At 47.8% G+C, this 19,291-nt stretch carries 19 protein-coding genes; 18 read left to right on the top strand and 1 reads right to left on the bottom strand.

Annotation, left to right across the window (positions count from 1 at the left end):
* Window positions 1–156 precede the first annotated feature (156 nt).
* The 14 genes from plsX to ACO0LC_RS14900 all read left to right on the top strand — a co-directional run bounded on the left by plsX (window position 157) and on the right by ACO0LC_RS14900 (window position 11,926).
* On the top strand, window positions 157–1,251 hold the full coding sequence (plsX, locus tag ACO0LC_RS14965) for a phosphate acyltransferase PlsX (RefSeq protein ID WP_423004410.1): 1,095 nt from the start codon (window positions 157–159) through the stop codon (window positions 1,249–1,251).
* On the top strand, window positions 1,248–2,234 hold the full coding sequence (locus ACO0LC_RS14960) for a beta-ketoacyl-ACP synthase III (protein WP_423004408.1): 987 nt from the start codon (window positions 1,248–1,250) through the stop codon (window positions 2,232–2,234). The genes plsX and ACO0LC_RS14960 overlap by 4 nt, the downstream gene beginning before the upstream one ends.
* Window positions 2,235–2,286: 52 nt before the next feature.
* On the top strand, window positions 2,287–3,228 hold the full coding sequence (gene fabD, locus ACO0LC_RS14955; RefSeq protein WP_423004406.1) for an ACP S-malonyltransferase: 942 nt from the start codon (window positions 2,287–2,289) through the stop codon (window positions 3,226–3,228).
* Window positions 3,225–3,977, top strand: coding sequence for a 3-oxoacyl-ACP reductase FabG (gene fabG / locus ACO0LC_RS14950; RefSeq protein WP_423004404.1), 753 nt, complete (start codon window positions 3,225–3,227; stop codon window positions 3,975–3,977). The genes fabD and fabG overlap by 4 nt, the downstream gene beginning before the upstream one ends.
* A 152-nt stretch (window positions 3,978–4,129) precedes the next feature.
* Complete coding sequence (gene acpP / locus ACO0LC_RS14945; protein ID WP_110253556.1) at window positions 4,130–4,369, top strand: acyl carrier protein; 240 nt, start codon at window positions 4,130–4,132, stop codon at window positions 4,367–4,369.
* 32 nt (window positions 4,370–4,401) lie between these two features.
* Window positions 4,402–5,643 (top strand): beta-ketoacyl-ACP synthase II, encoded by a 1,242-nt coding sequence (gene fabF / locus ACO0LC_RS14940; protein ID WP_423004402.1) that lies wholly within the window; start codon window positions 4,402–4,404, stop codon window positions 5,641–5,643.
* 60 nt (window positions 5,644–5,703) lie between these two features.
* On the top strand, window positions 5,704–6,162 hold the full coding sequence (locus ACO0LC_RS14935; protein ID WP_423004400.1) for a protein YgfX: 459 nt from the start codon (window positions 5,704–5,706) through the stop codon (window positions 6,160–6,162).
* 136 nt (window positions 6,163–6,298) lie between these two features.
* On the top strand, window positions 6,299–6,901 hold the full coding sequence (gene rpoE / locus ACO0LC_RS14930; protein ID WP_423004398.1) for an RNA polymerase sigma factor RpoE: 603 nt from the start codon (window positions 6,299–6,301) through the stop codon (window positions 6,899–6,901).
* Between the two features lie 63 nt (window positions 6,902–6,964).
* Complete coding sequence (locus tag ACO0LC_RS14925; protein ID WP_423004396.1) at window positions 6,965–7,633, top strand: sigma-E factor negative regulatory protein; 669 nt, start codon at window positions 6,965–6,967, stop codon at window positions 7,631–7,633.
* A gap of 2 nt (window positions 7,634–7,635) precedes the next feature.
* The gene (locus ACO0LC_RS14920; RefSeq protein ID WP_423004394.1) at window positions 7,636–8,652 is read left to right on the top strand and encodes a MucB/RseB C-terminal domain-containing protein; all 1,017 of its coding nucleotides are present in this window, start codon (window positions 7,636–7,638) and stop codon (window positions 8,650–8,652) included.
* Window positions 8,653–8,664: 12 nt separating this feature from the next.
* Window positions 8,665–10,146, top strand: coding sequence for a DegQ family serine endoprotease (locus ACO0LC_RS14915; protein WP_423004392.1), 1,482 nt, complete (start codon window positions 8,665–8,667; stop codon window positions 10,144–10,146).
* 135 nt (window positions 10,147–10,281) lie between these two features.
* Complete coding sequence (locus tag ACO0LC_RS14910; protein WP_423004390.1) at window positions 10,282–10,533, top strand: glutaredoxin family protein; 252 nt, start codon at window positions 10,282–10,284, stop codon at window positions 10,531–10,533.
* Window positions 10,526–11,131: a ribonuclease HII gene (gene rnhB / locus ACO0LC_RS14905; RefSeq protein ID WP_423004388.1), complete on the top strand. Its 606-nt coding sequence runs from the start codon at window positions 10,526–10,528 to the stop codon at window positions 11,129–11,131. Before ACO0LC_RS14910 ends, rnhB begins: the two co-directional genes overlap by 8 nt.
* Window positions 11,132–11,926: a TrmH family RNA methyltransferase gene (locus ACO0LC_RS14900; protein WP_423004386.1), complete on the top strand. Its 795-nt coding sequence runs from the start codon at window positions 11,132–11,134 to the stop codon at window positions 11,924–11,926.
* Here the strand turns inward: ACO0LC_RS14900 and ppsR are convergent.
* Window positions 11,923–12,771, bottom strand: coding sequence for a posphoenolpyruvate synthetase regulatory kinase/phosphorylase PpsR (gene ppsR / locus ACO0LC_RS14895; RefSeq protein ID WP_423004384.1), 849 nt, complete (start codon window positions 12,769–12,771; stop codon window positions 11,923–11,925). The two genes, ACO0LC_RS14900 and ppsR, sit on opposite strands and share 4 nt — an antisense overlap.
* A 232-nt stretch (window positions 12,772–13,003) precedes the next feature.
* On the opposite strand from ppsR, the gene ppsA reads away from it, so the two are divergent.
* From ppsA to ACO0LC_RS14875, 4 genes are all read left to right on the top strand, one after another.
* The gene (gene ppsA / locus ACO0LC_RS14890; protein WP_423004382.1) at window positions 13,004–15,421 is read left to right on the top strand and encodes a phosphoenolpyruvate synthase; all 2,418 of its coding nucleotides are present in this window, start codon (window positions 13,004–13,006) and stop codon (window positions 15,419–15,421) included.
* A 322-nt stretch (window positions 15,422–15,743) separates the two neighbouring features.
* Window positions 15,744–16,178 carry an NfeD family protein gene (locus ACO0LC_RS14885; RefSeq protein ID WP_423004380.1) on the top strand — a complete coding sequence of 145 codons (435 nt, stop codon included), beginning with the start codon at window positions 15,744–15,746 and terminating at the stop codon, window positions 16,176–16,178.
* A gap of 59 nt (window positions 16,179–16,237) precedes the next feature.
* Complete coding sequence (locus ACO0LC_RS14880; protein ID WP_423004378.1) at window positions 16,238–17,188, top strand: SPFH domain-containing protein; 951 nt, start codon at window positions 16,238–16,240, stop codon at window positions 17,186–17,188.
* Window positions 17,189–17,322: 134 nt separating this feature from the next.
* Window positions 17,323–19,263 (top strand): SPFH domain-containing protein, encoded by a 1,941-nt coding sequence (locus ACO0LC_RS14875; protein WP_423004376.1) that lies wholly within the window; start codon window positions 17,323–17,325, stop codon window positions 19,261–19,263.
* Window positions 19,264–19,291 lie beyond the last annotated feature (28 nt).

The raw sequence follows: 19,291 nt of genomic DNA, 5'->3' as shown, positions 1-19,291 counted from the left end.
GAGCTGAGTAGGGTTTTAATTCGGTTTTTTGATTGAATTGTGTCGGTGAGTCTTTGAATTTTTGAGATAATCCTGTTTTTGAAAAAATTAATTCGGGATGATGTCTGTTCCGGTTTGATACACTCATTGTTTCAGATTGAAGTTTCGTATCACTACATGACAATTAAAATTTCTATAGACTGCATGGGCGGAGATCATGGCCCGGCAGTTACAGTGGCAGCAGCTGTTGCTTTTGCCAATCGCGAACCTGATGTCGAATTTCTCCTGGTGGGCTCTGAATCTATCATTCAAGCCGAGCTGAAGAAGCTGCATGCCGGTGCTCATGCACGTTTAAAAATTATCAATGCCACAGAAGTGGTGGAAATGGATGACCCGATAGAGGTTGCCTTGCGTCGCAAAAAAGACTCTTCAATGCGTGTCGCCATCAGTCAGGTGAAAGAGGGTACTGCCCAAGCCTGTGTTTCCGCTGGCAATACTGGTGCGCTGATGGCCGTGTCGCGCTATGTGCTGAAAACCATGCAGGGCGTCGACCGCCCCGCGATCTGCAGTATCTTACCAAATCAAAAAAATCTTCCTACTTACATGCTGGACTTGGGGGCGAACGTGGATTGCGAACCTCTGCATTTGCATCAGTTTGCCATCATGGGTTCTGCCCTGGTATCCGCATTGGAAGGTAAAGATAAGCCAAGCATAGGTTTATTGAATGTAGGTGAAGAAGACATCAAAGGTAATGACGTCGTCAAGAAAACGGCGCAATTGCTGCGTGCCGATCATGAGCGTGGCTTGCTGAATTTTTATGGCAATGTTGAAGGTAATGATATTTTTGAAGGCACGACCGATATCGTTGTCTGTGATGGCTTTGTCGGCAATGTCACCCTGAAAGCAGCTGAGGGTATGGGACGTTTTGTGAAAACCACCCTGACTGCTGCCTTCAAGAGCAATCCCCTGAATATTTTAGGCGCAATCTTCGCACGTGGTGCCTTGAAATCCATCTCGCGCACCATGAATCCGTCCAACTACAATGGCGGCAGTTTGCTGGGCTTGCGTGGCCTGGTATTTAAAAGCCATGGCAGCGCAGATAAATATAGTTATGAATGGGCAATACAGCGCGCATTCGATGCTGCGAAAAATGATGTATTGTCACGCATTGCGACTTCAATGGCAAAATTGATGCCAATGGCAGATGCTGAGGCAGTTGCCGAAATAGTCGCTCCAGACAACAATGAAACCTTGGTACAGAAAAGCGCATGACTTTCTATAGCAAAATTATCGGAACGGGCAGTTACCTGCCACCCAAAAAAGTAAGCAATCAGGAATTAACGGATCAACTGGCGGCGAAGGGTATAGAAACTTCGGATGAATGGATATTTTCCCGTAGCGGGATTTCCTTCCGCCACTATGCAGAGCCTACTGTTGCAACCAGTGATATGGCGGTGGAGGCTGCAAAACGTGCATTGGACGCCGCAAAAATGCAGGCCAATGACATTGACCTGATCGTGCTGGCAACCTCAACCCCCGATTTTCTCGGCGGTTTTCCCAGTACTGCCTGCGTAGTGCAAAACAAGCTGGGCATCACCAATGGTGCGGCAGCGGTTGATGTGCAGGCGGTGTGCAGTGGTTTCATGTATGCCATGTCCATCGCTGACAGCATGATCAAAGCAGGCAATCATAAAAACGTATTGGTCATCGGTGCGGAAGTATTTTCCCGGATTTTGAATTTTGAAGACCGCACAACTTGCGTCCTGTTTGGTGATGGCGCTGGTGCGATTGTGATGTCTCGTTCAGAAGAGCCCGGTGTACTGGCTACTAAACTGCATGCAGATGGCAGCTACGCCAATATCTTATGCGTTCCAGGTAATGTCCAGAGTGGCGTAGTTGAGGGTAGTGCATTTTTGTATATGGATGGCCAGGCCGTGTTTAAGCTGGCGGTCAATTTGCTGGAAAAGGTTGCCAACGAAGCACTTGAAATCGCCGGCCTGACGACAGATCAGATCGATTGGCTGATACCGCACCAGGCAAATATACGCATCATGCAAAGTACGGCAAAAAAAATGCGCATGCCCATGGATAGGGTGGTCGTCACGGTTGATCAGCATGGCAATACGTCAGCTGCCTCGATACCGCTGGCACTGGACCTGGCTGTGCGTGATGGCAGGGTCAAACCTGGCCATACAGTGATGTTGGAAGGCGTGGGTGGTGGCTTTACCTGGGGTGCGGCCATCGTCAAGATGTAAGCAGTTCAGCAAAAAGAATGAAACAATCAATAATAAACATTTGAGATAAGAAATGACGCAATTTGCATTTGTATTTCCAGGGCAGGGTTCGCAAGCGATAGGCATGTTGAATGGCTTTGCTGACAATCGTGTCGTGCAACAAACCATTGCTGAAGCATCTGATGCGCTGCAACTGGATTTGGGCAAGATGATTAATGAAGGCCCAAAAGAATCGCTGGATCTGACCACTAATACCCAGCCGGTCATGCTGACAGCGGCCGTCGCTTGCTACCGTGCCTGGATCGCCGCAGGTGGTGCTGCACCCAAGCTGGTGGCGGGCCATAGTCTAGGCGAGTATTCCGCCCTGGTCGCCGCTGGTGTCATCGCGTTTAAAGATGCTGTGCCTATGGTGCGCTTCCGTGCGCAAGCCATGCAAGACGCTGTGCCTGTAGGGCAGGGCGGCATGGCTGCAATTTTAGGTTTGTCGGATGAAGACGTGCAGGCGGTTTGTGCTGAGGCAATGGTTGCCGTGCCGGGTGAGGTGGTTGAGGCTGTGAATTTCAATGCGCCAGCGCAAGTGGTTATTGCAGGTAGTAAGGCTGCTGTAGATCGTGCTTGCGAAATCGCCAAAGCTAAAGGCGCCAAGCGTGCCCTACCTTTAGCTGTTTCTGCCCCTTTTCATTCATCTTTGCTTAAGCCTGCATCAGACAAGTTGCTCGAATATCTGGCCAGTATTTCATTTTCTGTACCAGCAATTCCATTAATTAATAATGTTGATGTTGCTGTCGTGAATGATGTTGCGGCTATCAAGGATGCACTGGTCAGGCAAGCTGCCAGTCCAGTGCGCTGGGTGGAAACCATCAGTAAGATGCATGCTGATGGCATTACGCATGTCATAGAATGTGGCCCGGGCAAGGTATTGACAGGTCTGACCAAGCGCATTCAGTCTGAGTTGACAGGTGACACTATATTTGATCAGGCAAGTTTGGAAAAAGTATTGGAAATTTTGAAATGACTCAACAATTAGAAAATCAGGTGGCACTGGTCACTGGAGCTTCCCGCGGTATAGGTAGGGCAATTGCTATTGGCCTGGCCAAGGCTGGTGCCAAGGTCATTGGCACTGCAACGACAGAATCTGGTGCAGCAGCAATTACTGCCTATCTGGAAGAGCTGGCTCCAGGCTCAGGCAGGGGGGTGGCGTTTAATGTCAATGACGTCGAGCGTGCTGCCAGTCTGGTCGATGAAATCCAGAAAGAATTTGGCGGCTTGTCCATTTTGGTCAATAACGCCGGTATTACTCAGGATCAATTGGCTATGCGCATGAAGGAAGAGGAATGGGATAGTGTGATCTCGACCAACCTGACTTCCGTTGCGCGTATGTCGCGTGCTGTGCTGCGTGGCATGATGAAGGCCAAACATGGTCGCATCATTAATATCACCTCGGTAGTTGGGTCATCTGGCAATCCGGGGCAAATGAATTATGCGGCTGCCAAGGCGGGCGTGGCTGGCATGAGCCGAGCATTGGCCAGGGAAATAGGTAGTCGCAATATCACTGTGAACTGCATTGCGCCTGGTTTTATCGATACGGATATGACCCGGGCCTTGAGTGATGAGCAAAAAGCAACAATTTTGCAGCAAATTCCACTTGCAAAACTCGGTAGACCAGAAGATATTGCAGCTGCAACTGTGTTTTTGGCATCGCCCGATGCAGGATATATTACCGGTACTACCCTCCATGTAAATGGTGGGATGTATTTGGGCTAATTCATTTTCTTGATTTTTATCAGTAACTTCGATGAAAATAACAGGAGTTATTGCTGAAAATCAGGGGCTTGCTTTTTTTGCTCACAAACCTGCTAAAATGCGCGCACTTTCTGTAGGCCCTTATTTTTTTGATTTTTTCACTGGAGACACACATGTCCGATATCGAACAACGCGTTAAGAAAATCGTCGCTGAACAACTGGGCGTCGCTGAAGCTGACATCAAAATCGAATCTTCTTTCGTAGATGATTTGGGTGCAGACTCTTTGGACACAGTTGAACTGGTGATGGCACTCGAAGACGAATTCGAAATGGAAATCCCTGACGAACAAGCTGAGAAAATCACTACTGTTCAACAAGCGATTGACTACGCTAAAGCCCATCTGAAGGCTTAATAGTCGAATTTTTTCAAATCCAGGAGAAGCGCTTGAGTCGTTCGCTTAAACGTCGAGTCGTTGTAACCGGGCTGGGTTGTATTTCTCCAGTCGGCAATACTGTTGCAGATGCCTGGAGTGCCATCACTTCAGGTAAATCCGGAATTGCAACGATTACCAAATTTGATGCAACTCCTTTCACCACGCATTTTGCAGGTGAGGTGAAAGGCTTCAATGTCGAGGATTATATTCCGGCAAAAGAAGCGCGCAATATGGACACCTTTATCCACTACGGCATTGCCGCAGGGATGCAGGCGTTTCAAGACTGCGGTATCACCGTCACTGAAGAAAATGCCGAGCGCATAGGCGTCATCGTCGGGTCGGGTATTGGTGGCTTGCCATTGATAGAAGAAACCAAGGAAACCCTGATAGCACGTGGTCCACGTCGCATTAGTCCTTTCTTTGTTCCTGCCTCGATTATCAATATGATCTCAGGCAATCTGTCGATCAAGTACGGTCTGAAAGGGCCTAATCTTGCGATAGTAACTGCATGTACTACCGGTCTGCATTGCATAGGCTCCGCTGCTCGTATGATTGAGTATGGGGATGCTGATGTCATGATTGCCGGCGGTGCCGAATCAACGATTTCTCCTTTGGGTCTGGGTGGCTTTGCTTCAGCAAGGGCACTCTCTACCAGAAACGATGATCCTGCAACCGCCTCTCGCCCTTGGGATAAAGACCGTGATGGTTTTGTTCTGGGCGAAGGTGCTGGCGTCATGGTGCTGGAAGAATATGAACATGCCAAGGCGCGTGGTGCAAAAATTTATGCTGAAGTCATCGGTTTTGGCATGAGCGGCGATGCTTATCACATCACTACGCCTACCATGGATGGTCCGCGTCGCAGTATGATCAATGCCATGAAAGATGCTGAGATTAACCCTGAGCAAGTCAGTTATCTGAATGCACATGGTACCTCTACATCAATCGGTGATCAGAATGAAACAGATGCAATCAAGGCCACTTTTGCTGATCATGCATACAAGATGACCATCAATTCGACCAAGTCGATGACAGGGCATTTGCTGGGCGGTGCTGGCGGTCTTGAATCCTTGTTCACGGTTCTTGCCCTGCATAACCAGGTTTCACCTCCTACCATGAATATCTTTAATCAGGATCCGGCATGTGATCTCGATTATTGTGCGAATGTTGCACGTGATATGCGCATGGATTATGCGGTGAAAAATTCCTTCGGCTTTGGCGGAACGAATGGCACGCTGATATTTGCAAAAGTCTGATTTTTCTAAATTAGTCTTGGCACTTCATTTCAATAGAAATGAAGTGCCATTTTTTTTGCCATGACGATAGCCCTACATATTCTTACCCGCGCCTCGCGTCTGCTATTGCTGGCATGCTTTTTCATGCTGTTACTGGCGCATCTCAGTGTCCTGTTACTACTGAGGTCAGGTACGGATTCCTTTATGCTGATTGGACTTATTTTGGCTTGTTCATTTTGCAGTGCTTCCTACTTGAGTTTCAAATATTGGCAAGATATTCAGCAAAGCCAGCAGCTAAGTATTTCTGCAACTGGTGAAATGATTTTGCACCTGAAAAGTCTGGACGCGGAGCAATTGACGGGACTGAATGTGCGTTTAAGTCACAAAAGTCGTATTTGGCCATACTTTTTATCAATATTTTTACTGGATGAGGCTGGTAAGGAACATAAGTTGCTTATACTGCCAGATTCATTGAGTCCTGCTGAATTTCGCTCATTGAGAGTTAGTCTGATATGGATTAGCCAACATGGACTGGCTTGAAATGAAATGTTACTTCTTCAAAGGAACTTTTAGGAATCATGCGGACTCAGACACTATATAAATCGCGTATGTTGACGGGAATAACATGCATTTGGGATAGGCTTTGCTGTCTCCATGCAAACTTAGGAATGAATGAGTGACGACAGAACGCGAAATTGATCAGCTATTGGTTGAGCGCGTCCAGCGTGGTGACAAAAAAGCATTCGAGCTTCTGGTTTCCAAATATCAAAGGAAACTGATGCGGCTCGTGTCCCGGCTCGTCTATGACCATGCTGAAGCGGAAGATGTAGTGCAAGAAGCATTTATCAAGGCGTATAGAGCTTTACCCAATTTTCGTGGTGAGTCTGCTTTTTACACCTGGTTATACAGGATAGGGGTCAATACGGCTAAAAATCACCTAGTAACGCAAGGGCGCAGGGCTCCTACTTCAACAGATGCTGATGTGGACGAGGCCGAGTCTTTTGTGGATGCCGAAGGGCTCAGGGATATTAATACACCAGAATCCCTGTTGGCCAGCAAACAAATAGCGGAAACAGTGAATTCAGCCATGTTGACTTTGCCAGAAGAATTGCGGAATGCAATTACCCTGCGCGAGATTGAAGGCTTGAGCTACGATGAAATTGCAGAAGTCATGCTATGTCCCATAGGGACGGTGAGAAGCAGAATATTCAGGGCGCGCGAAGCGATAGCAGAGAAATTGCGACCCTTGTTGGGTACTACACTGGAACAACGCTGGTAACAGCTATACCTGGCAATAATGCAGTACAAACGAATTCAAAAATAGTGGTAAAAGGTGAAAATTATGAACAAAAGCACAAATCAACATGAGAGCATTTCCGCCATGACAGATGGTGAAATAAGCGATGCTCAACTGGATTCCCTGCTTGCGAGTTTAAATGACGCAGAAAGCAAGGATGCATGGGAAATTTACCACCAGATTGGTGACGTGCTTCGTTCGGAAGAGCTGGCGCTTACTTTTAGCGCAGATTTTTCTCGACGCCTTTCTGAGAAGCTCGATGCTGAACCAGTCATTCTGGCACCTGCCGCAATGCAAAAGAAGAGTGATACCGGCCCGCAACGCAAGCAAAAGTTTTTGGGGGCGTACGCGGCGGTTGCCAGCATGGCTGCAGCAGCTGCGTTTGCTTTTATCATGCTTCCGCAATTACAGCCTTTCCAGGCTAGCCCTGATGCTGCGACACAAATCAGTAGCAAAGCCGCAAGTGCAAGCAATGTACAGTTGGCCAATCATACTGAAAGTACTGGCATGAATACCTTGGCTGTGAATGCACCAGGCAATCCAGCTGTTCAGAGTTCACAAGCCAATGACAAAAAGCCTGCAGAAATCGATATGCTGCGCGACCCAAGGATAGATAGTTATTTGATGGCACATCAGCGCTTTTCTCCTGCCATCAATAACGGAGCACAATACGTTACCCATGCTAACGCTGTTTCATCTGCTTCGGAAAAATAAATATGACGTGCGTATGGCGTTTTAATATCGCATTGGCAGGATCTGCCTGCCTGCTGGGCTTGCTATCAACAGCAGCGGCACAAGATACGATAGATGATAAGCGTGAGGTGCATAATGTATTGCGTAAAATGCAAGCATCTGCCCAAAAGCTGAATTACTCCGGAACCTTTGTTTATCAGCAAGCCAGTCAGATCAGGACATCCAGAATTACGCATGTTCTTGATGGAAATAATGAGCTGGAAAAACTGGAAATCCTTGATGGGCAACCCAGAGAGTATTTACGGAAAAATGAAGAAGTAACCTGCTATCTGCCAGAAAGCAAGACGCTGCAAGTAGAAAAAAATGCCACGCAAGAAGTATTTCCCGCCTTGTTAACCTCGAATGCGCAATCCCTTCCTGAGTCTTATGCAATAAAAAAGGCCGAGCTTGGTCGTGTTGCAGGCATTGATTGCCAGACGTATTTGCTGGATCCGCGTGACGGTTACCGCTATGGTTATAGACTGTGCGTAGAAAAAAATTCTGGTTTATTGTTACGTGCGCAAACCGTCAATACCAAAAATGAAGTCATAGAGCAGATCGCTTTTACCCAATTGACTATTGGGGACATAGATAAACAGAGGGTAAAACCGACTTTTCAAAATACTGCACAATGGCAGGTTGAAAATTTGACGGTGCAATCCAATATTCATTCAGGTTGGATTGTGAAATCCTTGCCTACCGGGTTCAAGAAAATCCGTGAAATGAAACGCCTGATTCCTGCTGCCGGCAATGCCAAAAACGGCGACGGTACAGCGATCAAATCACATCAGGTCATACAAATGATTTTTTCTGATGGTTTGGCAGCAATTTCCGTATTCATTGAGCCAGATAGCGAAAACCGTACCGAGGGTAGTTTGCAGCAAGGTGCCATGACCATTATGGGCAAGCGCCATGCTGAGTATTGGTTGACCGTGGTAGGTGAGGTGCCCGCTAGCGCAATCCGGCAAGTAATGAACTCAATTGAATTTAAATCTAAATAAGCGAATGACATCATGAGAGCAAATAAACTTTTTCCAATTGAAAAAATTGCTTCTACCCTGGTCTTGAGTGCCTGCGTAGGTTTTATTGCGCCAACAGCCATCAATGCCAATCCTGTGGCTGAAGCTGCGTCCACAGTGGGCTTGCCTGATTTCACTGAATTGGTTGAAAAATCCGGGCCAGCCGTCGTTAATATCAGGACGACAGAGAAGGTTCAATTAAATCAAAACGGCAGTAGCGCTGAAGATGAGCAGATGCAGGAGTTTTTCCGCCGCTTCTTTGGTACCCCTATGCCTGTGCCTAAGCAGCAGCCTACGCCTAAGGGTCGTAAAACCCCTCAGCAGCAAGAGGAAGAAGTGCCACGCGGTGTAGGTTCTGGCTTCATCATCTCGCAGGATGGCTATGTGTTGACCAATGCTCATGTGGTTGATGGCGCGTCCGAAGTCTATGTCAAGCTGACAGATAAGCGTGAATTCAAGGCAAAAGTGGTTGGCGCGGATCGTCGCACTGATGTTGCTGTCTTGAAAATAGATGGAACAAAATTACCTCGCGTTACCATCGGTGACTCTGACAAAATCAAGGCAGGTGAATGGGTAATCGCCATTGGCTCTCCATTTGATCTCGACAATACGGTTACGGCAGGCATTATCTCTGCCAAAGCGCGCGATACTGGCGATTATCTGCCGTTGATACAAACCGACGTGGCAGTGAACCCTGGCAATTCTGGTGGTCCGTTGATCAATATGCGTGGTGAAGTAATCGGTGTGAACTCGCAAATCTATAGTCGCTCTGGTGGCTATATGGGTATTTCATTTGCCATCCCGATAGATGAAGCCATGCGTGTCGTCGAGCAGTTGAAGTCTGCCGGTAAAGTGGTGCGTGGCTATTTGGGCGTGGAGCGTATCGACGTACCTAAAGAGGTGGCAGAAGGTCTGGGCCTGACAAAAGCACAGGGCGCACTGATACAGCGTGTCATGCCGGGTTCGCCAGCAGAAAAAGCAGGCGTTGAAGTTGGTGATGTGATTCAAAAAGTGAATGGCACAGCCATAGAAAAGGCTGTGGATTTGAATCGTATTGTTGGCGATATCAAACCTGGCGGCAAGGCAACTGTAACTGTGTGGCGCAAAGGTGGTGCCAAGGATATCGTGATTACCGTGGCAGAAGCTGACGCAGAAAAAGCGCCGGTAAAAACAGGTAAACAAAAAGCGGAACCCGCGGCCAATGTGTTTGGTTTGTCCATCAGCGATCTTACTGAAGCACAAAAACGTGATGCCCATGTAACTGGTGGCGTGATACTTGAAAATGCTGAAGGCGGTGCGGCTAGAGCAGGCTTGCAAGCTGGTGACATCATCACACGCGTCTTTAACACAGATGTCAAGGATGCCAAGGAGTTTGCAGCAGCCATGGCAAAAATTGATCAGAAGAAACCAGTTTTGTTATTGGTCAAGCGTGGTGATGTGTCCAAATTTGTGGCAGTTCGTCCGACAAATCAATAAACATTCCAAGTAGTGCCAAGGCCACCTGTTTTTCAGGTGGCCTTTTTTATTTTGTAGGCCCGATGGGGGCGACTTATAATGCGGGTATAGGGATTACGCATACGATGTCCATGCCCCATTACTTTAGGCAAAATGATGATTCAATTTACACTTTATTCACGCAGTTATTGTCATCTCTGCGATGATATGCTGGAGCAACTCCAGGCCTATAGTCCTGAATACGGTTTTACCGTCAAGGTGGCCGATGTTGATCAGGATGACGAATTGCTGGCGCTCTATGACGAACTGGTGCCAGTACTGGTTGGTCAGAAAGAAGGTCAGAACCAGCAAAGAATCTGCCACTACTATCTTGATCCTGCTGCATTGAAGGCTTTCTTCCATGCATGATCTGATACCCGGCCTGCCTTTGTTTGATTATGAAAATGAAGTGATTTGTGGTGTCGATGAAGCTGGCAGGGGCCCACTGGCTGGCCCTGTCATGGCTGCTGCGGTAATCCTTGACCCAAATCGCCCAATAGCAGGCCTGCGAGACTCAAAAAAACTCAGCGAAGCAAAACGTGAATTGCTGGCCGTGGAAATCAAGGAACATGCCCTGGCCTGGTGCATCGCAGAATGCTCTGAACAGGAAATTGATGAACTCAATATCTTGCAAGCCACCATGCTGGCCATGCGTCGCGCGGTCGAGGGTTTGGCTGTCCAGCCTACATTGGCACTGATAGATGGTAATCGCTGCCCAGTCATGTCTATCGCCTCGGAAGCCATCGTCAAGGGGGATGATAAGGTGGCAGCAATATCGGCTGCATCCATACTCGCTAAAACTGCACGTGACCATGTCTTGATGCAGTTACATGAAACCTATCCACAATATGCGCTGGATCAGCATAAGGGTTACCCAACTGCCTTGCATCTGGAACGCTTGCGTGAGCATGGCGTATCACCTATACACAGAAAATCTTATGCTCCTGTGAAAGCCTTGCTTAAATAAATGAAATCGATTACTTCCCGCGACAATCCTCTTTACAAGGAATTCAAACAGCTTGCCACCAGTTCGCAGGTAAGACGCAAAGCTGGTCGTACCTTGCTGGATGGCGTGCATCTGTGCGAAGCTTATTTTCAACATCTCGGTGCGCCAGAATATTGCATCGTTGCAGAAAGCAGCCTGCATCATGCCGAGGTGGCAGCAGTCCTGGTGCAAAATGAGCAACAAAAAACGCAATGTATTTGCCTGCCAGATGCTCTGTACAAGGCCTTAAGCCAGGTTGAGCATGGGGTGGGTGTGATGTTCATCATTGCTACACCTGCACCTGAATTTCCGATCGCTTTGGCCTCATCCTCTGTTGTGCTGGACAACTTACAGGACCCTGGCAATCTTGGCTCCATTTTGCGCAGTGCAGCAGCAGCAGGCATAGAAAACGTATTTTGCAGTCCGGGTACCGCGTTTGCCTGGTCACCCAAAGTCATGCGCGCAGGCATGGGCGCGCATTTTTTGCTGAATATTTTTGAAAATGTTGATTTGCCCGCATTGCTAAGTAAAGCCACGATACCCGTGTTGGCCACCAGCTCCCATACTAAACAGACCATTTATCAAAGCAATTTGAATCAGCAAGTGGTTTGGCTGTTTGGGCATGAAGGGCAGGGTGTTTCGCCTGAATTGATGTCTATGGCTACCAGCACAGTGACCATACCGCAGCAAGCGGCGATAGAATCATTGAATGTGGCTGCCAGTGCTGCCATCTGCTTCTTTGAACAGGTGAGGCAGCAGTTGGCTGGCAAGGCTTAATAAATCCTGACGTCAGATTTGATTTCCTGCAAAATCGTCGTTGATATTTCTTCAATTGATTTGGCTGTCGATGACAGCCAGCGTATACCTTCACGTTTCATCATTAACTCTGCCTCGTTGACTTCGTAACGACAGTTTTCCAGGGATGCATATTTGCTGCCTGGACGACGTTCGTTGCGAATTTCTGACAGGCGTTCTGGCGCAATGCTGAGGCCAAAAATCTTCCCCTTAAATTCGGGCAGGGCTGAAGGTAGCTTGCCTCGCTCAAAATCATCCGGTATCAGAGGGTAGTTTGCCGCCTTGATACCATATTGCATGGCCAGATACAGGGTGGTAGGAGTTTTGCCAGAACGGGAAACGCCTACCAATATTACATCTGCCGCCGATAAATTTTTATTGGATTGCCCATCGTCATGAGCCAGAGAGAAATTGATGGCCTCTATCCTGTTTTTATATTCCTCAGAATCGGTGATGTTGTGGCTACGCCCTATGGTATGGGTAGATTTCACGCCCAGCTCTTGCTCCAGTGGCGACACAAAAGTTTGTATCAAATCCATGTGCAAGCCCTTGGATTTGAAGACAACACCGGCCAGGTCAGTTTTTACCAACGTAGAGAATACGATGGGACGATTGCCTTCCGCTGTGTAGGCATCGTTGATCTTGCGCACGGCATCGTGGGCTTTTTCCAGTGTGTCAATAAATGGCAGGCGAATTTGCTTGAATTTGAGGTCAAATTGCGTCAATACCGAATGACCAAAGGTTTCTGCAGTAATACCCGTGCCGTCTGATACGAAAAAGACGGTGCGGTTGGCTGCAGGCTTGGCTTGCTGGGGGGTATCTGACATGATGGTTTTATATAAATAAGTACATTAGACTGGTCGAAATATATTTGCAGTCTCTGCTACAAAAAAGACTGCAAATTCTCATTCCGTTTAGATAAATCTTGCAGGACACAATGTAAAATGCTGCAACAGCATGTCACACGTGGCTCGCTACAAGAATAACAAAAAACCAGCGGGATACGAAGCAAGACGGCATTAAACAGCAAAGATTTCTTACCATCAAAAAGAGGTTGTTATGTCCAACGCAGCAATTACTGAAGCAACTTATGTTGCCTCGTTTGAGCATTTACGCATGACGGATGTTGAATCCGTCGGCGGGAAAAATGCTTCTTTAGGCGAAATGATCAGCCAGCTGGCAACAGCTGGCGTCCGCGTTCCAGGTGGCTTTGCCACCACAGCCCAGGCTTTCCGCGATTTTCTGACACATAGTGTAGATGGCGGCTTACCTCTGGAAAAACGCATTGCCGACCGGCTTGAGCACCTGAATATAGATGATGTCAAGGAATTGGCAAAAGCAGGTGCAGAAATACGTCAATGGATTATAGACACGCCTTTCCAGCCGCGTTTGCTGACAGAGATAGAAGAGTTCTATAACAAGCTGGTGTCAGACTCGACCGCAGAAATGTCCTTCGCCGTGCGCTCTTCTGCAACAGCAGAAGATTTGCCTGACGCGTCCTTTGCTGGCCAGCAAGAAACTTTCTTGAATGTTGTCGGAATTAACAATATTCTGGAGGCAATGAAGCACGTATTTGCCTCGCTGTATAACGACAGGGCGATTTCCTATCGTGTCCACAAGGGCTTTACGCATGCCGAAGTCGCTTTGTCTGCCGGGGTACAGCGCATGGTGCGCTCAGACTTGGGTGCTGCCGGCGTCATGTTTACTATAGATACCGAATCCGGTTTCAAGGATGTGGTCTTCATTACCTCCAGCTATGGCTTGGGCGAAACGGTAGTGCAGGGTGCCGTCAATCCTGACGAATTTTATGTCCACAAACCTATGCTGGAGCAGGGCAAATTGCCTGTCATACGTCGCAATATAGGCTCCAAACTCATCAAGATGGAATTTACCGGCGAAGCCAAGGCAGGGCGCTCGGTAAAAACTGTAGACGTGCCAGTGGAATTACGTAACCGTTATTCCCTGAATGATACTGAAGTGGTGGAGCTGGCCAAGTATGCGACCATCATCGAGAAGCACTATGGTCGTCCTATGGACATAGAATGGGGCAAGGATGGTCGTGATGGCAAGCTGTACATCTTGCAAGCACGTCCAGAGACTGTCAAATCCCAGCAAAAAGCCACTGATGCGCAACAGCGCTTCAAACTCAAAGGCAGTGGTACCGTACTGGTGTCTGGCCGTGCGATAGGCCAGAAGATAGGCGCAGGCCGCGTGCGTGTCATTCATGACCCATCCGAGATGGAAAGAGTGCAGCCAGGCGACGTATTGGTAGCTGACATGACCGACCCTAACTGGGAACCTGTCATGAAGCGTGCTGCCGCCATCGTTACCAATCGTGGCGGTCGTACCTGCCATGCTGCGATCATCGCGCGTGAACTGGGCGTGCCCGCTGTAGTTGGTTGTGAAGATGCCACTGATGTGCTGAAAGATGGCACCCTGGTCACAGTCTCTTGTGCAGAAGGTGATGAAGGCAAGATTTACGACGGCTTGCTCGAAACGGAGATCACTGAAGAGTTGCGTGGTGAATTACCCAAGCTGCCTTTGAAGATCATGCTCAACGTCGGCAATCCTCAGTTGGCCTTCGATTTCCAGTCGGTGCCGAATGAAGGTGTTGGCCTGGCACGTCTGGAATTTATCATCAACAATAATATCGGTGTGCATCCAAAAGCGATACTGGAATATCCGAATATTGATGCTGACTTGAAGAAAGCGGTTGAATCCGTTGCCCGTGGACATGCTTCCCCAAGAGCCTTCTATGTCGACAAACTGGCAGAAGGTATTGCGACTATTGCTGCTGCATTCTGGCCCAAGAAAGTCATCGTGCGCTTGTCTGACTTCAAATCGAATGAATACAAGAAACTCATAGGTGGTTCACGCTACGAGCCGGATGAAGAAAATCCTATGCTGGGTTTCCGCGGTGCAGCGCGTTATCTGGCTCCTGATTTTGCTGAATCATTCGAAATGGAATGCCAGGCCATGAAACGTGTGCGTAATGAAATGGGCCTGAGCAATGTGGAAATCATGGTGCCTTTCGTACGTACTTTGGGGCAGGCTGAAAAAGTCGTGAACCTGCTGGCTAAAAATGGCCTCAAGCGCGGTGAAAATGGCTTGCGCCTGATCATGATGTGCGAAGTACCATCGAATGCAATTTTGGCAGAAGAGTTCTTGCAATTCTTTGACGGCTTCTCTATAGGTTCCAATGACTTGACACAGTTGACCCTGGGCCTGGATCGCGATTCCGGTATGGAATTGCTGGCCGCAGATTTTGACGAACGTGATCCTGCTGTACGCGCCTTGCTGTCACGCGCGATCGCTGCCTGTCGCAAGCTCGATAAATATGTAGGTATCTGTGGTCAGGGGCCATCTGATCATCCCGACTTCGCAGAGTGGTTGATGAAGGAGGGAATAGAGTCGATTTCCCTGAACCCTGACTCAGTCATTGATACCTGGCAGAAACTGGCAACAGTCGGAAAATAAATAGTCTGTTCTTGAAGTGAAAAATGGGAATTCCTTGCAAAAGGATTCCCATTTTTTCTTGTTGGTGCGTTGCAACATAAATCAAATGTGACCCCTTGTATTTTTTTAAATTAGGACTAGACTACCGATGTCGAAACTTAAGAAAAAGAAAATCAATACTTCAACAAAATTCCTGGAAAAGCCCTCGTTGCCCGCATCGGTAACGGGGGCTTTTTTGTGGGTAAATTTCTACGGCGATTACCGATGAAAAAAATAAGCCTGTCGTAGAAAATGTCAATGTGGTGGTGTCAATAAGTATAAAACTAATAAGGAGAACAAGAATATGAATGCATGGATGATGTGGATGATATTGGCGGGTATGGTCGTGATATTTGAGTTATTTACGGGCACTTTTTATTTGCTGATGATTTCAATTGGTTTGGTGGCGGGTGCTTTGGCCGCGGTTTTTCAATTGGGTTCAGCAAGCCAAATGATTGTTGCAGCTGTTGTTGGTGCTGTTGCTACACTGGCTTTGCACAAGAGTAAATATGGCTGGAAAGAAAACGCAAATGCGGCACGTGACCCGAATGTGAATATGGATATAGGGCAGACTCTGCAAGTCAGTGAATGGAAGGACATAGGAAATGGCAAATATGCGGCAAGAACCATGTATCGCGGTGCCATGTGGGATGTGGAGTTGCAGCACTCGGCAGGCTATCCCGGTGCTTATATCATTGAAGAAATACAAGGTAGCCGTTTGATCGTAAAACCGTCGTAGCAGTGCAAATAATAATTGAAATCATATAAGACAGTCTAAATAACAATAAAGGTAAGGATATGGAAAATATAGGTAGCGTCGCTCTGGTTTTATTAGTGTTGGCCATGGTATTCGTTTTCAAGACCATCAATGTCGTACCACAACAGCATGCCTGGGTGGTAGAGCGTCTGGGAAAATATCATGCCACTCTGGGACCAGGTTTAAATATCGTGGTGCCTTTTGTTGATCGCATCGCTTATAAACACATACTGAAAGAAATCCCGCTGGATGTGCCACCGCAGGTTTGTATTACCAGGGACAATACGCAGTTGCAAGTGGATGGCATTTTGTATTTTCAGATTACGGATGCCATGCGAGCTTCTTATGGTTCGTCCAACTATATCTCTGCCATCACGCAATTGGCACAAACTACGCTGCGTTCTGTCATAGGTAAGATGGAGCTGGACAAAACTTTTGAAGAGCGTGATCACATCAATACCACCATCGTGAATGCCATTGATGAATCGGCCGCCAACTGGGGTGTCAAGGTCTTGCGTTATGAGATCAAGGATTTGACACCACCAAAAGAAATCTTGCATGCCATGCAGGCGCAAATTACTGCTGAACGTGAGAAACGTGCACTGATCGCTGCATCTGAAGGCCGCAAGCAAGAGCAAATCAATATCGCGACTGGTGAGCGCGAAGCATCGATTGCCAAATCCGAAGGTGAGAAACAGGCATCGATCAACCGTGCGCAAGGTCAGGCTGCAGCGATATTGGCAATTGCTGAAGCAAGTGCTGAGGCTATCCGTAAAACTGCCGCAGCGATACAGTCACCAGGCGGCGCAGATGCCGTTAATTTGAAAGTGGCTGAGCAATATGTGAATGCATTCGGTAATCTGGCCAAAACCAATAACTCGATTATTGTCCCGGCCAATCTTGGGGATATGAGTGGCCTGATCGCAACTGCCATGCAAGTAGTCAAATCTCAAAAACCTGCTGTCACTGAGTCGCCGCGACGACCCGTCTAATCAGGTGAGGAGTGTGACAGACTCCTCATCAACACATCATATAAACACCATCCAGTTGTACTGCTGGCATCCACCAGATGCCAGTAGCGCTGCTGCATTTCCGAATTATCGGACATTTTAAAAAGAGGCTAAGTATGTTTGAAATTATTTTGGCAGTCGTCATTGCTGTCATTATTCTGTTGTTGTATAGCAGCAATGTTCTGGTCTATATCTCGAATGAGAAAATCGGTATCGTAGAAAAGAAATGGTCCGGCAGTGGTTCTGTCCAGCATGGTTTTATTGCCTTGAATGGCGAAGCAGGTTTTCAGCCTGAAGTCCTACGTGGTGGTTTTCACATGTTTTTCCCGTTCCAATACTCCATCCACAGACATGACCTGGTGACGATACAGCAGGGCACTCTGGCTTATGTATTTGCCCGTGATGGTCAGGCCATGTCGCCCACGCAAAATCTGGCTTGCAATAAGGCCGCAAATGACTTTACCGATGTCCGCGGCTTTCTCACCAATGCCGGTCAAAAAGGTCTGCAGCGCAAAATTTTGCGTGAAGGTACTTATGCCATCAATCTGGCACAATTTGTCGTGCTGACTGCCGACCGTGTCTATGCATTACCCTTGCCTGGTGATGGTAATGTCAGCAATGATGGCATCGTAGTTGGGCAATTGGCAGAAATGCTGGATGAACTGCGTTTGCGCAATGGTTTCCTGCCTTTGGTGATACGGGATGACAAACTGGCTGTGATTACCACGCATGAAGGACAATCCCTGCCGGAGGGCACAATAGTTGCGCCCGTCGTGGGTGCCGATCCGCATGTGGAAGCTAGTTATCATCACGACTTTCAGAATCCGGAAGTATTTATTGAAGCTGGTGGCTACAAAGGCCGTCAGTTGCAAGTCCTGGTCGAAGGTACTTATTATCTGAATGCACGTTTTGCCAGCTATGAAATTGTGGAGAAACGCGTAGTGCCGGTTGGCTATGTTGGCGTAGTGGTCTCTTATACGGGTAAGGCGGGTAATGACGTGACGGGTGATGCTTATCGGCATGGCGAACTGGTAAGTAGTGATGAAAAAGGTGTGCAGGTGACCCCGCTTTTACCAGGTAAATATGCGCTCAATCCCTATGCCAAACGTGTCATCGATGTGCCTACCACCAACTTCATTTTGAAATGGCAGTCTGGCCAAGTTGGTTCCCATGAACTGGACAAACACTTGAGCGAAGTATCACTGATAACCAAGGATGCATTTGAGCCTGACCTGCCTTTGTCGGTAGTTGTTAATATTGATTATAAGATGGCACCGTTGGTCATACAAAGATTTGGCGACATTCAAAAACTGGTAGAGCAAACCCTGGACCCCATGGTGGCTGCCTATTTCAAAAACATAGGGCAGGGCAAAACCTTGATTGAATTGCTGCAAGAACGCTCAGATATACAAGAGCGCGCCAAAGCAGAAATGCGCAAGAATTTTGAAGGTTATAACCTGACCCTGAATGAAGTCCTGATCGGCACGCCGCGTGCCAAAACTGGTGATACTCAGATAGAAGTCATCCTCAAGCAATTGCGTGAACGCCAGGTATCAAGAGAGCAGCTGGAAACCTATAAAACCAAGGAAACTGCAGCCGTACAAGAGCGTATTTTGCGTGAGGCAGAAGCCAAGGCAAAACAACAAACGGCGATTACCGAATCGGAATTGGCAGTCAAAATTGCAGAGAATCAGGGTAGTGCAGCAGTGCAAAAAGCCATCAAGGCAGCCGAAGAGGCACGCCAAGTGGCATCAGGTGCTGCCGATGCAAAACGCACACTGGCTAATGCCGAGGCTTATCAAATCCAGCAGATAGGTGAAGCACAAGCGAAAGCAACCGAGTTGAATGTAGAAGCTTATGGTGGCCCAGAGCTGCAATTCCAGCAAACTGTGCTGCTGCGATTTGCGGAAGCAATAGAGAAAGGCCATATTGCCATGGTGCCCAGCATACAGACAGGTGGCAGCGGCAGCAGTTCTGCAGTCGATGCTTTTCTCGCGCTGGCAGCCAAAGATTTATTGAATAAGGGTAATCAGTCAGTGGTCGTGAATTCCAATTAAAATCTGTTATTGAGACATGCATCAGCTT

It is taken from the genome of Undibacterium sp. JH2W (assembly GCF_049340425.1).
GTDB lineage: Bacteria > Pseudomonadota > Gammaproteobacteria > Burkholderiales > Burkholderiaceae_D > Undibacterium.
Note: the sequence above shows the minus strand (reverse complement) of the source record. Positions and strands in the feature narration are given on the sequence as shown.

Bases quoted from the DNA above. Each gene is read 5' to 3' on its own strand.
- plsX (WP_423004410.1), top strand. From the start codon at position 157: ATGACAATTAAAATTTCTATAGACTGCATGGGCGGAGATCATGGCCCG.
- ACO0LC_RS14960 (WP_423004408.1), top strand. From the start codon at position 1,248: ATGACTTTCTATAGCAAAATTATCGGAACGGGCAGTTACCTGCCACCC.
- fabD (WP_423004406.1), top strand. From the start codon at position 2,287: ATGACGCAATTTGCATTTGTATTTCCAGGGCAGGGTTCGCAAGCGATA.
- fabG (WP_423004404.1), top strand. From the start codon at position 3,225: ATGACTCAACAATTAGAAAATCAGGTGGCACTGGTCACTGGAGCTTCC.
- acpP (WP_110253556.1), top strand. From the start codon at position 4,130: ATGTCCGATATCGAACAACGCGTTAAGAAAATCGTCGCTGAACAACTG.
- ACO0LC_RS14935 (WP_423004400.1), top strand. From the start codon at position 5,704: ATGACGATAGCCCTACATATTCTTACCCGCGCCTCGCGTCTGCTATTG.
- ACO0LC_RS14925 (WP_423004396.1), top strand. From the start codon at position 6,965: ATGAACAAAAGCACAAATCAACATGAGAGCATTTCCGCCATGACAGAT.
- ACO0LC_RS14920 (WP_423004394.1), top strand. From the start codon at position 7,636: ATGACGTGCGTATGGCGTTTTAATATCGCATTGGCAGGATCTGCCTGC.
- ACO0LC_RS14915 (WP_423004392.1), top strand. From the start codon at position 8,665: ATGAGAGCAAATAAACTTTTTCCAATTGAAAAAATTGCTTCTACCCTG.
- ACO0LC_RS14910 (WP_423004390.1), top strand. From the start codon at position 10,282: ATGATTCAATTTACACTTTATTCACGCAGTTATTGTCATCTCTGCGAT.
- rnhB (WP_423004388.1), top strand. From the start codon at position 10,526: ATGCATGATCTGATACCCGGCCTGCCTTTGTTTGATTATGAAAATGAA.
- ACO0LC_RS14900 (WP_423004386.1), top strand. From the start codon at position 11,132: ATGAAATCGATTACTTCCCGCGACAATCCTCTTTACAAGGAATTCAAA.
- ppsR (WP_423004384.1), bottom strand. From the start codon at position 12,771: ATGTCAGATACCCCCCAGCAAGCCAAGCCTGCAGCCAACCGCACCGTC.
- ppsA (WP_423004382.1), top strand. From the start codon at position 13,004: ATGTCCAACGCAGCAATTACTGAAGCAACTTATGTTGCCTCGTTTGAG.
- ACO0LC_RS14885 (WP_423004380.1), top strand. From the start codon at position 15,744: ATGAATGCATGGATGATGTGGATGATATTGGCGGGTATGGTCGTGATA.
- ACO0LC_RS14880 (WP_423004378.1), top strand. From the start codon at position 16,238: ATGGAAAATATAGGTAGCGTCGCTCTGGTTTTATTAGTGTTGGCCATG.
- ACO0LC_RS14875 (WP_423004376.1), top strand. From the start codon at position 17,323: ATGTTTGAAATTATTTTGGCAGTCGTCATTGCTGTCATTATTCTGTTG.